Genomic DNA, 14,439 nt, shown 5'->3' on the forward strand with positions numbered 1-14,439 from the left:
AGGGAGGGCTGAGGAAGGAGGGCTGAGGAAGGAGGGTGGGGCTGCTTTGGCGATAACGCTCAGGCAGTTGCTCTGAGTCTCGAAATCGGTCTCTGCGGCCGTTGGTACCTATGGCTATCACCGTCTGCAATCATTAGGTACCGGCCATTGAGCGAGTAGGGGCCCATTGCCTTCGTTGAAAGGATGGTTGTTCCAGAGAGTAACTATTTGTCGTATCCTTGTGAATATTTATAATGCATAAAGGCCCTTGCCATGGAACAACAGACCCTTCTCTACGATGAGCGATTCCTAGAGAACCACGCTGGTGCCATTATCACTGATCCCGCCACTGCCATTGTTGAGCTTGTTGCTAACTGTTGGGATGCCTATGCAACCGAGGTTCGCATAACCTGGCCAGACCCCAAAGAAGAACAGCAGTTCAGAATTTGGGACAACGGGCATGGAATGACACGGGATGAGTTTCAAAAAATTTGGCGAACCATTGACTACAACCGAGTGAAGAACCAAGGGAGGACTACAGAGCCTCCAAGTGATATCCAGGGGTTGTCCCGCACCGTATTTGGAAAGAACGGTAAGGGCCGTTTCGCTAGCTTTTGCTTTGCAAGTGAATACATAGTCACTTCCAAAAAGAACGGACAGGAATTTATTTGCAAGGTCCGCACGACCTCAACCGCCCCTCTCGTTCTTGAAGAGCTTTCCTTTAAGGCAGAAGGTGTAGAGGGACATGGAACAGAAATCGTAGGAACCGGTAAAATTCCACGAAGGATGTTTAGTGAGGAACAAGTAAGAGAGTTGATCGGTAGTCGCTTCCTTGCGAACCCATCCTTCAAGGTCTTGGTTAGTGGTCGCCAAATTACCTTCAATGATATTCCGACCCTTTTATCAACTGAAGAAGTAGAAGTCCAAGGCTACGGTACAGTTCGTATTCTTCATATCGATGCGAAGAGAGCAGATAAAACCACAAAGCAGCACGGTATAGCATGGTGGGTCCAAAACCGTGCGGTGGGCGAATGCAAGTGGAGCAGTAGCGACTACGAGAAAATCCTTGATGGCAGAACCTCTGAGGCAAAGCGATTTACCTTTATTGTTCAAGCTGATTACCTTAACCAGCTAGATGCCGTTCTTGAGAATTGGAAGGGTTTTAAGGAAGAGCATCCTGTATGGCTCAAAACTCGCGAGGTTGTTCAGGATCGTATTCGCCAGATCATCTTCGATAGTGGCAAGACAGAACGGGAAAGCCGGCGAAGTGCTGTTATTGATAAGGTAGGCAACTCAATCAATACCCTTTCCCTAGTAAGTAAGGACAGAGTTCAAAGTTTTATTAATGAGGTTATTGATACTTGTCCAAATTTTGGCGAAAACGAAATTGTTCAGCTCTCTACTATTCTCGCCAAGCTAGAGCAGTCAAAGTCCCGTTATGGCTTACTCGACTTGCTACACAAGTGTGAACCTCACGACTATGACAATCTGCATTCTATTCTTAATGAATGGACAATCGGAATGGCAAAATTAGTCTTGGACGAAATACAAAACCGCTTGAAGGTTATCAATGAGTTTCGCATAAAGATTCAGATAGCTGGCATAGACGAAGTGAAGGAGCTTCAGCCCTTATTTTCTAAGGGGCTGTGGATGTTTGGAGATAAATTTGAGTCTATTCACTTTACATCCAATAAGGGGATGACTACTGTTATCCGAGAGCTCTTTGATGGCAAAGATGACAAGGCCTCACTGAACCGCCCAGATTTTGTAATTCGGCTTGATGGTAGTGTTGGATTTTATTCTCTGCCATCTTATAGTGACGAGTACCAAGAAGAAGGCATCCAACATCTTATTATTGTGGATCTTAAGACAACAAAATTGTCGCTTGGATCAAAAGAGAAAGAACAGATTTGGAAGTATGTCAAAGAGTTGCGAAGGAAGGGCTACATCCAGCCTGAAACAAGAATTGACGGTTTTGTTCTAGGGGATCAAATTGAATTTGGAGAGGGAGGTGCTCGCACTGAGGATAATGAAAGGGTCCGAATTCAACCTCTTTTATATAGCGTCCTTTTGAATAGAGCCGAGCAACGGTTGCTGAAGCTCTTTGAAAAGGTTAAAGAGGCTCCGTTTTTAATTGAACAACAGGAAGAATTGAAGAAATTTATTGAGCCGGTGGGGGTGACGCAACAAGACATGCTGACTGAAAAAATTGTTGCCTAACTCCCTGTATGCGCATTATTGAAATCGTTATAAAAAATTACCAGCTGGGCCTTTCCTGTTGGAAGGGTGTCCCTAAAGATGTAATGTACTTTGAGTATCAATTTTTATTCTGATGAATCAGGAAGTTTTAACGCTGGCAAGGTATCGGAGTCGCATGCACGGAAAATTCTGACAGAGTTGCCAAGAAATATATACAGGTTGATTTTTCTATTTGGCTATGTATGAAAGTTTTTGAGAAAATTTCACAATGCAAGATGAAGCAATTTTTTACGCTGGGTCTATACCTGATAGTGCCAAATTCCCATGTTTCTTGCTCACGCGTTCGAGCTGGGATGATTATGGATATAAGACATCCTTTCATCTCTACGAGGTAATAGGGCCTAGTGATAAAATTCCAATTGGGGCTTTGAAAATAGCGGAAGTAGGGCAGAAAGGTGGGCGAACGCAATTGCCTTCCTCGTTTAACAAGTTGGGACCTACTTTCTTCTCACTAGGTCAGTCTAATTCCTTCTATACTTACTTGAAAAAGCGCGGTACGAAAGTGGAGTATCTCGCACTGTCCGCCTTGAATGACGTAACTAGGAATCAAAAACTCCTAGATAGCGTTAAAGATGAGCAAGCCTTTGTTAATTCATTAACGCGTTTCTTAGGCCCGCTTGGAATTGCGAAGCTAAAGGAGAATGTATCATCACTTGAAATTGGCTTTACAAGCCGCTTGCCTACATCAAAACTTTCAATTGAATGTATATTTAATTTTGACTTGAATGGAAAAATACCAGGAACGATTAATTCTCTAATTGGAAAAAATGGAGCAGGGAAAACACAACTTCTGGCTAATTTTGTTGCAAACATTCTTGGTCTTGGTGAAGAAAATGCGAAAATTACCGGGCGAGAGTTTGTTAAAAAAGTAATTGTTGTCTCGTATAGTGTGTTTGACCAATTTTTTCTTCCCGATCAAATAAAAATACCAGGAAGAAATAACCGCAAAGATTATGTTTCAGAAGACTTGAAATATGTATATATTGGGTTGCGGGAGCGAATTTCAGAAAATAATGGAACAATGAAAATAGCCGGCTCGCTGGCATTTTCTAGACGTTTTACGGCCGCAATTAAGAAGATATCGGACAGGGGGATATACCAGCAGTGGAAAAAGACTATTGAGCCAATCTTGCGTGAGGCCGACTTTAGTGACGAAGATGTATTAAATGAGCAAGCGGCAAGAGCAAAATTTCGCCGCCTTGGCGCAGGGCACAAATCTACATTGTCTATTCTAACCAGTCTATTTTCTGAGATAGAGCCTGGGTCCTTGATTGTTATTGATGAGCCAGAGAATCATTTGCATCCCTCGCTACTCTCTGCAACCTTACATATTCTTAGACAGATGCTGGCGGACAACCAATCAGTAGCGGTCATTTCGACACATTCTCCGATTGTTGTCCAGGAAGTGCCTGCCAAATATGTCCGAGTTTTAAGAAAATTTGATGGGCACGCTCGAGTTGATAAATTAAAAGTTGAATCTTTTGGCGCAAGCATAGATAGTCTAACATCTGAAGTATTTGGTGTGCCAGTAGGGATGCCAAGCTATGTGAGTGTGTTAAAAACATTGGCAGAAAAGCAATACTCTATTGAAGCGATAGAGGATGAACTCGGGGGGCGCTTGAGTGCCGAGGCCAGAAGTTTTTATCTTAGTATGCTAAATTCATGAAAAATATCGCAACAGTAGCCTTGGCGGACGACAAACGAAGCTATCAAAAAATATTAAATGGGACGAGAAAACCTCAGAAACCCATTCTAGTAGTCGTGCAATTAAATATTGAGAAAAAGCTTGATGAATACGTCAATGATATAGCGCAGGGCATGGTATTACCCTTAGGCTTAACAGGAAAAAGGCGAGACTACTACTATCATCTTTATGATAGCAAATCTAAAAATGTCATGGCGATGAAGGTCAAGCTAATTGGACAGTACTCTGGTGCCAGTTGCCCATATTGCCAACTTGATACCGTTTCACATATTGATCATTATTTGCCTCGATCAATTTTCCCTGAACTTTCTATATCAATGCAAAACCTTTTGATGTCGTGTGATATTTGCAACTCAAAACACAAGATGGAGCTTTGGGGGAATGGTAATGCTCAGGAAGTTATACACCCAAGGTACAATCAACTTCCGAGTGCTACCTATCTCGAGGCAACCGTAGCTTATGTTTCAAACTCATTGGTGGTTGATTTTAATATACGGCCGGGGTTGTCAGTTTCTCCTTTGCTGCAGCGACATTTTACGTTAATGAATTTGAAAACACGTTACAAAGAGAAAGTTACTTTGAATGAGGTTGCAAAAATCAGAAAAATCCTTCTGTCAGAGTCTGTCCAGCATAAAAAAATTGTGCGATTACAGCAATTCATTACTGACCAAATAACAGTAAACTCAGTTAACTCTTGGGAATGTGCGTTCTACACCGCTCTTGCTCCACTTGTAAATCAAATTGCGGCAGGCGGGTTGTGATAGGCTTAATCGCCACTTGTTTGCTAGATACTTTTTTGGCTGCTTCCAATATGAAAGCAGCTATCTTTCATCTGATGTGCGAAGAACTGCTTCGACTGACAACCCCCCATAACACCAAACCCCCGGCTTTCGCCGGGGGTCTCCCTTTACTTACTCTTCTTCAATACCCGTCGCTCCAGTAAGGACCGCTCCACCTGCGCGTCCATCATCTGGTGTTGATGGTCGGTGTAGGCGTAGACATTCATCCGCCGCGCGCTGAGCGAGATCAGCAGCTCCAGATGATTGAAGAAGCCCAGCCAGTAGCCGCGCTGCTCGCTTAGGCTGAAGTCGATATCGCGAGCGATGCGGCTGAGCAGGCCCTGGCCCACGTAGGCCGGGTTGTCCTTGAACCATTGCAGCAGGTGGGCGGCGCATTCCCGGCCATAGGCGTGGGCCTCGGCGGGGGTGGCCGGCGCGGATGGCATTTGCCAGTAGTGCGGGTAGGTGCGTCCGGAAAGGTAGCTGACGAAGGGCAGCAGGATTTCCTGGGTTTCTAGGGCCGGGGTGCGGTAGCGCCGTCGGCGCGGAAAGAGAGATTGCGGCATGTCGTTACTCCTGCGATGAAACAAGATTAACAAGCTGCCTATCCAGGAATGGATTTGGCAGGCGCGTGATGGGATTGGCATTACCGACACGTCAACGGCGAGCGCATAGCGCTCTCCCACCATGCACCTGCCGTCAGGTCATGGCGAAACACAAGCATGTACGTGAACGTACATGCCTGTTGTTGACGTGCTGCGAGATGCCAATCTCGGTGCCGTGTTTTGCGGCACGCGGGGATTGTTGCCGACTATGCGGGCAGGGTCAAGGCGCGGTGGTCGCGTTTCAGCCGGCATGTGGAACGGAACACGCCGGCTGGGGGCGTGGGCGGCGGCGGGCTAGAATCGATTGTTCCATCTCAGACGGAGCTTGAACATGATTGTCAGAACATGGCATGGCTGTGTGCCGCGGCGGCATGAGGCGGGGTTTGCCGCGCATCTGGAACAGACCGGCGTCCAGCACTCCAGAAGCATTGCGGGCAACCTGGGGGCTTTTGTCCGCCAGGAGGCGCAGGGGGAGTGGGCGCATTTCTTTTTGGCCACTTACTGGGGGGATCTGGAGGCGGTCAAGGCGTTTGCCGGCGACAACTACCATGTCGCCGTCACTTACCCGGACGATGAGCAGTTTGAGCTCTTGTCCGATCCTTATGTGTTTCAGCATGAGGTCAGCGAGATCTCCCCGCTGTAATAGCCCGTTTGGCGCGGCTTCAGCCCGGCGCCGCTGGCGGGGAAGCCGCCAAGCGGGACAGGGCTTACTCCGCTCCTGTTTTAGCGGGTCTTAGTCGCTCTGCTCGTCGGAGCGTGCTTGCTGTTGCGGCGTCATCGCCGGCTCAGCCTGCTGGCGGTCAACCTTCTCTGCCTCGTCCTGAGGCGGCGGTGTTTCTTTATTCTCTCTCTTGAACATATCGGGCGGAGTTGGCATCCGCATCAGTTGTTGCTGCATGCGAAAACTATCCGTCATGGCCTTGTTGATTTGGGTAAAAGCCGGGTGAGAGGGGGAGAATGAATCCGCGGTGGCTGCCGCACTGTAAAGCGCTAGCGGCAGCAGAAGGGCGTGGATACGCATCTTGTATTCCTGACAAAGTATCTGGCCACGGGGGTGGCGGTTTGCGGTATGGCTTGGCTGGCGCGCTTCCGCTGTGAGGGGGCGCGTGGCTGGACTGAAGACAGGCGAAGCGAACGCCTGAAAGGTAGAGGATTCTATCTAACCATGGCCAAAGGTCAATCCCAACAAACAATCCCCCGCCTGGCGCGATGCGTGGGGGCCGCCGCGCCGCCGTTGGTTTAGAGCCTGTTCAAAGTCTCGCGAGCTAGAGTGAGACAAGGCGAAAACGAGCGAAAAAGCGGAATGTACTCGTGGTACATGAGCATTTTGAGCTGGTACTCACCGTGCAACGCTTCACGAAGCGCAGCAGACATTGAACAGGTTCTTAGGCCGGTGCGTGGATCAAGTCTCGGATGCCGGCCTCCACCGCTTCCGGGTAGTCGAAGCCGGCGCGGGCGGCCACTTCGCGCGCCACTTGGCTGTACAGCCGCAGCGTGGCGTGGAAGGCGCGTTCGGCGTCGGCGGCATCGAAGCGGCCAAAGGCTTGATGCAGCGCCTGCCAGTGTTCAGGCTCGGCCCAGTGTTGCAGCCCGGTGCCGATATGCCAGCAGTCCGCCGCCGCGCCGGGACGGCTATGGGCGTGCCATTCCAGCATTTCCAGCAGCAGTTCCTTCATGGTCCAGTCCCGAAATTTGACGACGAACAGTTCGCCGCGCGCCAGGTATTTGGGGATGTGAAAGGCCTCGAACCAGAACTCCTCCACCCGCTCGCGGAAGCGTTCCTCGCAAGGCAGGGCCGGCGCGGCGGGGCGGCCTTGCGGCGCGGGCAGGCCTTGGGCCGCGCCGGTTTTGTCCAGCAGCACGCGGTAGCCGCGCTGGTACAGCGGGTCCAGCCCGTGCTCGCGCATGGCTTGCAGCCGGGCGGGGCCGGCCAGGGTGAAGTCGATTTTGACGCCGTCACCGTAGATGGCCAGGCGGGTGGGCCAGGCTTGGCCTTCGCCCAGGCGCAGCACGGTGAGCAGGGGGGCGATGTCGCGCAGCCAGTCGTCGTACGCGGCCAGCGCCGCCGGGTTCGGGCCGATGATTTCCAGGTCCAGATCGGAATAGATGTCGGCGCTGCCGTCGTCGCGGGCAAAGGAGCCGGTGAGGATTAGCGCGTGCACGTCCGGGCGTTGCTGCGCCCAGGCGATGGCGGCGTTTAGACGTTGGGCCTGGGGGGTGTTGGGCTGCATATGGGGCTTTCCGGTGCGGGGCGTGACCGTGGTAGGCCCCCGCAAGCGCGAGAAGGTTCCGACGCGGCCGGATGACGGTCAGGGAGCGGGCTCGCTCAGCCGCCGCCGCAGGGCGTCGAGCAGGGTGTCGCAGGCGCTCAGTTGTTCCAGCGCCAGCCATTCGTCCGGCTGGTGCGCCTGGGTGATGCTGCCGGGGCCTAGCACCACGGTGGGGATGCCTACTTGTTGGGAGAACAAGCCTGCTTCCGTGCCGAAGGAGACTTTGGCCGGCGCGCGGGCGTCGCCCAGCAGCGATTGCGCGAAGCGCACTACCTCGGCGTCCGGCGCGGTGAGCAGGCCGGGGTAGGCGCTGCGTTCGGTGAAGACGATGTCGGCGTCGGGGGCCACGGCGCGCATGGCGGGCAGCAGTTGTTGGCGGGCAAAGTCCATGATGGCGGCCAGCAGCGTTTGCGGCTCGTCTTCCGGCAGGTGGCGGATTTCAAATTCGAATTCGCCGTGCTCGGGGATGATGTTGAGCGCGGTGCCGCCGCGCATGGCGCCCACGTGCAGGGTGGTGTGGGGCGCGGGGTAGAGCGGGTCGAACGGGCCTTCCGTTGCGCGCCGGCGCGCCAGTTGGCGGATGAAGACGATGAGTTCCGCCGCGTATTCCACGGCATTGACGCCGGCCTGGGGCAGGCTGGAGTGTCCGGCCTTGCCGCGCAGGCGCACGTGGTAGGCGAGTTTGCCCTTGTGGGCGGCCACCACGCGCATGAGGGTGGGTTCGCCGACGATGGCCATTCTGGGCAGGGTCGGCAGCCCGCCCAGCACGTTCAGCAGCCGGCGCACGCCGATGCAGCCGATTTCTTCGTCGTAGCTCAGCGCGATGTGCAGCGGGGTGCGCAGCCGGGCGGCGGCGAAGTCCGGCGCGGCGGCCAGCACGGCGGCGATGAAGCCTTTCATGTCGGCGCTGCCGCGGCCGTAGGCGCGCTGTTCCCGTACTTGGAGGCGGAAGGGGGCGCCGCTCCAGGCTTGGCCGTCCACCGGCACCACGTCGGTGTGGCCGGCCAGCATCACGCCGCCCCGGTCCGCGGGGCCGATGGTGGCGTAGAGGTTGGCCTTGCCGCCGTCTTCGCTGCGGATCAACTGGCTGGAGATGCCCCAGCCGGCCAGGTAGTCGCGCACGAAGTGGATCAGTTCCAGGTTGGAGCGGTGGCTGACGGTGTCGAAGCCGACCAGCCGTTCCAGCATGGCCAGCGAGCTGTAGCGTTGCATCATGGGTCTCCCGCCACGCCGTAGCTGGGCGCATGCTGCGGGGTCAGCGCCCGGGCAATGTAGGCGTCCATTTGCGGCTGGTAGCGGCGCCACAGCTCGGCCAGTTCCGCCACCGGCTGGCCGTCGCTCCAGTCTATGCGCAGATTGATGGCCGGCCAGGCGGTATCGGCTGTGGCCAGCAGGCCGGCGGAATGGATGGGGCCGGCTTCCCCGCCCGCGTCCACCGCGGCTTGCAGCGCCGCCAGCAGGCGTTCCGGCAGGCCGCCGCCGGCGGCCTCGTAGGCGGCCACCATGGCTTGGGGCAGTTCGGCCGTGGCCAGCAGGTTGCCGCCGGCGGCGCAGTCGCGGCCGGTGGCGGCGCCATGCAGGCCCAGCGCGTGCCGGCCGGTGATCACTTGCGGCCGGCCTTGAAGCGGGGCCAGCACCAGTTGCCGCCATCCCAGGTGAGGGTCCGCCGCCAGCAGGCCGGCGCTCAGCGCGTCGTCTGCGCCGCCCGTCGCCATCAGTTCCAGCGCCAGCGGGCCTAGCAGCGGGTTGCTCACGTTCTGGCTCAGCGCGGCGCCCACGCCGGCGCGCACATGGGCGCAACGGCTGGCCACGCAGATGCTGGAGGAGGCGATGGCGACGCCTACCATGCCGCTGTCCCGGCAGCGGGCCGCGATGGAGAAGGTCATCGGCGGCGCTCCTCGGGGATGACGGCGGTGACGTCGATTTCCACCAGCCATTCCGGGCGCGCCAGCGCCGACACCACCAGGCCGGTGGATACCGGGTAGACGCCTTTCAGCCATCGGCCCACCACTAGATAAACGGCTTCGCGGTAGCGCGGGTCGGTGAGGTAGATCACGATTTTGCAGATGTCGCCCAGCTCGCTGCCGGCTTCTTCCAGCAGCAGTTTGACATTGGCCATCGCTTGTTCGGCCTGGGCGGCCACGTCGCCTATGCCTACGGATTCGCGGCTGTCCAAGTCCTGGCCGATCTGGCCGCGCAGGAAGACGAGATTGCCGGCCACCACGGCCTGACACAGGTCGTTGTCCAGTTTTTGCTCCGGGTAGGTTTGCCGGGTGTTGAACGGTCGGATGCGGGTGTGGGTCATGGCGGGCTCCGTTATGGTTGTGCGCGTTGGCCGGCGTCGCGGTAGGCGGCGTATTGGCGCTGGGTGGCGATGTGGTCGGCAATGAAACGGGCGTCGTGCCATACCCCCCAGAGGAAGGAGGAGCCGCGGTGGGACAGCCAGGGCAGGCCCAGGAAGTAGACGCCGGGTTCGCTGGACACGCCGCGCTGGTGTTGCGGCTGGCCCTGTTCGTTGAAGGCCGGGACTTGCAGCCAGCTGTAGTCCGCGGCGTAGCCGGTGGCCCAGACGATGCTGGCGACGCCGGCCGCGGCCAGGTCCAGTTCCAGGATGGGGCGGGTCACGCATTCCGGGTCCGGCGGTATATGGCGCGCGGCCGGCTCCTCCGGCAGGTCCAGCCGGTTGCGTTGGATATAGGCGTCCGCCGCCGCCAGCAAGGCCAGGTAGTTGGCGTCGCCGCGGGCGAGGTTGTCTGCCAGGTCCGGGGCGAAACGGGCCATGCCGCGCTCAAACGCTTGGGCGCTGCCCAGCAGGGTGAGGCCTTCATGCGCCAGCGCGCGGAAGTCCACGGTGTGGCCGCCGCGCGCGCCGCTGACGGCGATGGTGACGTGGGCGGCGTCCGGTTTGGGGGCGCTGGCGGTCCATTCGCCCAATACACCCAGCCACCAGCAGAAGTCGCGCTGGCGGTAGGCTCGCGGCGGGCGGTTGTGCGCGCCCACGGAGAGGTAGACGCGTTTGCCGGCGCGTTGCAGTTCGTCGGCGATCTGCACGCCGGAGGAGCCGGCGCCCACCACCAGCACCGCGCCCTCCGGCAGTTGTTCCGGCGCGCGGTAGTGGGCGGAGTGGATTTGCAACAGCGCGTCGTCCTTGGGCGCGATGGCCGGGATGACGGGCTGTTGGAAGGGGCCGGTGGCGGCCACTACGCGTTCGGCCTGGAAGGCGCCGGCCGAGGTTTCCACGATGAAGCCGGACCGGTCCGGGTGGCGGCTGACTTTCAGCACCTCCACCCCGGTGCGGATGGGCGCGTTGATTTTTTGGGCGTAGGCGGCCAGGTAGTCCGCCACGCGTTCCTTGGGCGCGAAGGCGTCCGGGTCCAGGCCGGCGAATTCCAGTCCGGGAAAGCGGTCATGCCAGGCCGGGCCGTTGCAGACCAGTGAATCCCAGCGCTGGCTGCGCCAGCGTTCGGCGATGCGGTGGCGCTCCAGCACGATGTGGGGCACATCGTGGCGGCTGAGGTGTTCGCTGATGGCGATGCCGGCCTGGCCGCCGCCGATGATCAGCGTGTCTGTCTTGTCGATTGCCATCTTGACGCCTCCTGTTGCGTGCTTGACAAGGGCAGTCTACGAAGCCAGGCTGGATACGGAAAATAGTTATATCTTCTGCATTGGATAATTTTAAATTATGCAATACACCCTGAGGCAGTTGGCTTATCTGGTCGCCGTGGCGGATCACGGCAGCGTCACCGAGGCGGCCAAGGCGCTGCACACGTCGCAGCCCGGCGTGTCCAGCGCCATCGCCCAGCTGGAGGAGGTGTTCGGCCTGCAGCTGTTCATGCGCCACCACGCGCGCGGGGTGTCGCTGACGCCGGCCGGGCGCAGCTTCATCGCCGCCGCGCGTCAGTTGCTGAAGCAGGCGGAGGAGTTGACGCCGCAGGCGCAGGAGATCAGCCAGTCCTTGCGCGGCCGGGTGACGCTAGGCTGTTTCACCACCATCGCGCCCATTTTGCTGCCGCGGCTGTTGTCCGCTTTGCGCGACGCTTACCCGGAGCTGGAGGTGGATTTGCTGGAGGGCGACGCCCGGCAGCTGCGGGAGGCGCTGGCGGATGGGCGGATCGAGCTGGCTTTGGCTTACGACCTGGGCCTGCCGGAGAGCTTGCACAAGCTGCCGCTGTCCGGCGCGCGCCCTTATGCCTTGGTGGCGGCGGATCATCCGCTGGCCGGGCGCGGCGAGGTGTCGCTGGCGGAGCTGGCGGCGGAGCCCCTGGTGCTGCTGGACCTGCCGCACAGCCGCGAGTATTTCCTGTCCTTGTTCCGGCAGCAGCGGCTGGAGCCGAAAGTGGGACTGCGCACCATCAATTTCGAGCTGGCGCGCGGGTTGGTGGCGGCGGGCTTCGGCTATGCCTTGCTCAATTTGCGGCCGGAGGTGGACGTGGCTTACGGCGGCGGCAAGCTGGCCTGCCTGGATATCGCCGACGAGGTGCCGCGGCTGCCCATCATGCTGGCCTGGCCGCAGGCCTTGAGGCTGACGCGCAAGGCGGAGGCCGTGCGCGAGCTGTGTTTGCAACTATTGGGAGGCACTGCCGACGAGGGACGCCCTGAGAACCTGTTCAAAGTCTGCTGCGCTTCGGCGATACGGCGTTGAAACCGAGCTCAAAATGCTCATGTACCACTTGTACATTCCGCTTTTTCGCTCGTTTTCGCCTTGTCTCGCTCTTGCTCGCGAGGCTTTGAACAGGCTCTGAGGGGGCTTTGGCCGTTTGTTCATACACAAAAACACACCGTGATAATGTGGCAACGATCCATCACAGTGGAGAAAGATCATGAACCGTTTGACCATCGATATGACCGAGCAGCAGCATCAGGCTCTCAAGGCGGCGGCCGCGTTGCAAGGTAAAACGATCAAGCAGTACGCTCTTGAGCGGCTGTTTCCTTCGGCATCCGACGAGGGCCAGGCGCTTGAAGATTTGAAAGCGCTGCTGGCCCTCCGCATGGCCGAGGCTCCGAGCGGGGAGGTGATCGACCGCAGCATCACCGATATTGCCGGCGAAGCGCTGGCATCGAGCAAGTCTGTGTGAGCAGGCCTTATGTTCTTAAGTTTTTTCCAAGTTTTCAAATGAAAAGGCCAGGCAGCAGCCTGGCCAACCCGCGCGCTTATCCATCCCTCTAGCGCAAGCCCATCTCCTCAGCGGTGCGGTCCACGGCGATGCGGGTCTTGTCTATGAGTTCGTCGATCTCGCCACGGCTGATCACCAGCGCCGGCGCCATGATCATACGGCCAAGCGTGGAGCGTATGATCACGCCCTCATCAAAGCCTATGCTGCGGCAGCGCCAGCTGATGTCGGTTTCGTCGGCGAAGCGCTGTCGCGTGGTTTTGTCGCGGCAGAACTGCAAGGCCGCCACCAGGCCAGCACCCTGGATTTCGCCCACCAGCGGGTGCTGGCTAAACACCTCGCGCAGGCAGGTTTGCAGATAGGGGCCGGTGTCCGTCCTGGCGCGCTCGACCAGGCCTTCGTCTTGCAGCACGCCCAGGTTGGCCAGCGCCACGGCGGCGGCCACCGGGTGGCCGGAGTAGGTCAGGCCGTGGGCGAAGACGCCGCCTTGCTCCACCAGCGTTTCGCCGATGCGGCGCGACAGCACCAGGCCGCCCATGGGGATGTAGCCGGAGGTCAGGCCCTTGGCGATGCTGAGCGTGTCGGGTTGAAAGTGGAAATGCTGGTGGGCGAACCATTCCCCGGTGCGGCCAAAGCCGCCTATCACCTCGTCGGCGCATAGCAGCACATCGTATTGGCGGCAGATGCGCTGGATTTCCGGCCAGTAGCTTTCCGGCGGGAAGATCATGCCGCCGGCGCCCTGGAAGGGTTCGGCCACGAAGGCGGCCACCTTGTCGGCACCCAGCGCCAGAATCTTGTCTTCCAGTTCTTGCGCACATTGACGGCCAAACGCTTCCGGGCTTAGCCCGCCGCCGTGGGCGAACCAGTACGGCTCGCCGATGTGTTCCACGCCGGGGATAGGCAGGTCTCCCATCTCATGCATGAACTTCATGCCGCCCAGGCTGGCGCTGCCCACGGTGGAGCCATGGTAGCCGTTGTGGCGGCCAATGAAGATTTTCTTGTCCGGCTTGCCCATCACGTCCCAATAACGGCGCACGCAGCGGATCAGCAGCTCGTTGGCTTCGGAGCCGGAGTTGGTGTAGATCACGTGGCGGTAGTCGCCGGGCAGCAGGGAAAACAGCCGTTCGGAGAGTTCGTTCACCGCCGGGTGGGTGGTGTGGAAGAACACATTGTAGTAGCTGAGCTGTTGCAGCTGCCGGGCGGCGGCGGCAATCAGTTCCTGCCGGCCGTAGCCCACCTGAGTGCACCACAGGCCGGACATGCCGTCCAGATAGCGCTTGCCGTCGGTGTCCCACAAATAGACGCCTCGGCCCTCGGCCATCACCCGCGGGCCTTCCTGGTTCAGGGCTTTCTGATCTAGAAAGGCGTTGATGTGGTGGGCGGCGTCCAGTTGCTGGTAGTCGCGGGTGCTGCGGTGGGGTGTGAAAGCGGTCATGACGGTCTCCTTGTCGGGGATGGGGCCGGACGGGGCCGGCGTTTGGCTATTGCCGGGTCAGCGCCTGGTCCAGGGGTTCCGGGCTGAACAGCGGTTTGCGCATCACCAGCTTGATCCACAGGACGGCGATCAAGGACACCAGACCCAGCACGAGGCCGGCGCTGGCGAAGATGGCGGCGCTCATGTCCGGGCTGGGCGATACGTGGTAGATGGCGATCAGCATGCCGACGATGCCCAGGCATTGCGGCAGCGGATAGAGCGGGGTTTTGAAGGGGCGGGCCAGCGTGGGGTAGCGG

Annotated in this window: 15 protein-coding genes; 6 read left to right on the top strand and 9 right to left on the bottom strand. The window is 58.0% G+C overall.

Going from position 1 to position 14,439, the window contains the following annotated elements; genetic code table 11:
• The first annotated feature begins 252 nt into the window (after positions 1-252).
• The 3 genes from HA052_RS25655 to HA052_RS25665 all read left to right on the top strand — a co-directional run bounded on the left by HA052_RS25655 (position 253) and on the right by HA052_RS25665 (position 4,704).
• Positions 253-2,199, top strand: coding sequence for an ATP-binding protein (locus HA052_RS25655; RefSeq protein ID WP_166454207.1), 1,947 nt, complete (start codon positions 253-255; stop codon positions 2,197-2,199).
• 247 nt (positions 2,200-2,446) lie between these two features.
• Complete coding sequence (locus HA052_RS25660; RefSeq protein ID WP_166454208.1) at positions 2,447-3,904, top strand: ATP-dependent nuclease; 1,458 nt, start codon at positions 2,447-2,449, stop codon at positions 3,902-3,904.
• Positions 3,901-4,704 carry an HNH endonuclease family protein gene (locus HA052_RS25665; protein ID WP_166454209.1) on the top strand — a complete coding sequence of 268 codons (804 nt, stop codon included), beginning with the start codon at positions 3,901-3,903 and terminating at the stop codon, positions 4,702-4,704. Before HA052_RS25660 ends, HA052_RS25665 begins: the two co-directional genes overlap by 4 nt.
• 146 nt (positions 4,705-4,850) lie before the next feature.
• Here HA052_RS25665 and HA052_RS25670 read toward each other — a convergent pair whose 3' ends face one another.
• On the bottom strand, positions 4,851-5,288 hold the full coding sequence (locus tag HA052_RS25670) for a hypothetical protein (RefSeq protein WP_166454210.1): 438 nt from the start codon (positions 5,286-5,288) through the stop codon (positions 4,851-4,853).
• A gap of 370 nt (positions 5,289-5,658) precedes the next feature.
• Here HA052_RS25670 and HA052_RS25675 point away from each other — a divergent pair, with 370 nt between their 5' ends.
• A complete protein-coding gene (locus HA052_RS25675) occupies positions 5,659-5,970 on the top strand; it encodes a hypothetical protein (protein ID WP_166454211.1) in 312 nt (103 codons plus the stop codon).
• A gap of 90 nt (positions 5,971-6,060) precedes the next feature.
• Here HA052_RS25675 and HA052_RS25680 read toward each other — a convergent pair whose 3' ends face one another.
• The 6 genes from HA052_RS25680 to HA052_RS25705 all read right to left on the bottom strand — a co-directional run bounded on the left by HA052_RS25680 (position 6,061) and on the right by HA052_RS25705 (position 11,182).
• Entirely contained in the window at positions 6,061-6,348 is a 288-nt protein-coding gene (locus HA052_RS25680) for a hypothetical protein (protein WP_166454212.1), read from the bottom strand.
• A gap of 364 nt (positions 6,349-6,712) precedes the next feature.
• Positions 6,713-7,558 (bottom strand): aminoglycoside 6-adenylyltransferase, encoded by an 846-nt coding sequence (locus HA052_RS25685; protein ID WP_166454213.1) that lies wholly within the window; start codon positions 7,556-7,558, stop codon positions 6,713-6,715.
• A 78-nt stretch (positions 7,559-7,636) separates the two neighbouring features.
• Complete coding sequence (gene argE / locus HA052_RS25690; protein ID WP_240937578.1) at positions 7,637-8,812, bottom strand: acetylornithine deacetylase; 1,176 nt, start codon at positions 8,810-8,812, stop codon at positions 7,637-7,639.
• Positions 8,809-9,483, bottom strand: coding sequence for a DUF1028 domain-containing protein (locus HA052_RS25695; RefSeq protein WP_166454214.1), 675 nt, complete (start codon positions 9,481-9,483; stop codon positions 8,809-8,811). Before HA052_RS25695 ends, argE begins: the two co-directional genes overlap by 4 nt.
• On the bottom strand, positions 9,480-9,902 hold the full coding sequence (locus tag HA052_RS25700) for a RidA family protein (RefSeq protein WP_166454215.1): 423 nt from the start codon (positions 9,900-9,902) through the stop codon (positions 9,480-9,482). Before HA052_RS25700 ends, HA052_RS25695 begins: the two co-directional genes overlap by 4 nt.
• A gap of 11 nt (positions 9,903-9,913) precedes the next feature.
• Complete coding sequence (locus tag HA052_RS25705; RefSeq protein WP_166454216.1) at positions 9,914-11,182, bottom strand: flavin-containing monooxygenase; 1,269 nt, start codon at positions 11,180-11,182, stop codon at positions 9,914-9,916.
• A gap of 97 nt (positions 11,183-11,279) precedes the next feature.
• On the opposite strand from HA052_RS25705, the gene HA052_RS25710 reads away from it, so the two are divergent.
• The gene (locus HA052_RS25710) at positions 11,280-12,239 is read left to right on the top strand and encodes a LysR family transcriptional regulator (RefSeq protein ID WP_166454217.1); all 960 of its coding nucleotides are present in this window, start codon (positions 11,280-11,282) and stop codon (positions 12,237-12,239) included.
• A gap of 178 nt (positions 12,240-12,417) precedes the next feature.
• On the top strand, positions 12,418-12,672 hold the full coding sequence (locus HA052_RS25715; RefSeq protein ID WP_166454218.1) for a type II TA system antitoxin, ParD family: 255 nt from the start codon (positions 12,418-12,420) through the stop codon (positions 12,670-12,672).
• 88 nt (positions 12,673-12,760) lie between these two features.
• Here the strand turns inward: HA052_RS25715 and HA052_RS25720 are convergent, their stop codons facing one another.
• Positions 12,761-14,143, bottom strand: a complete 1,383-nt coding sequence (locus HA052_RS25720) for an aspartate aminotransferase family protein (RefSeq protein ID WP_166454219.1) — start codon at positions 14,141-14,143, stop codon at positions 12,761-12,763.
• A 46-nt stretch (positions 14,144-14,189) separates the two neighbouring features.
• Positions 14,190-14,439: hypothetical protein (locus tag HA052_RS25725; RefSeq protein WP_206119057.1), on the bottom strand; the 250-nt coding region annotated here is incomplete at its 5' end.

Source organism: Chromobacterium fluminis (assembly GCF_011602385.1).
Classification (GTDB): domain Bacteria; phylum Pseudomonadota; class Gammaproteobacteria; order Burkholderiales; family Chromobacteriaceae; genus Chromobacterium; species Chromobacterium fluminis.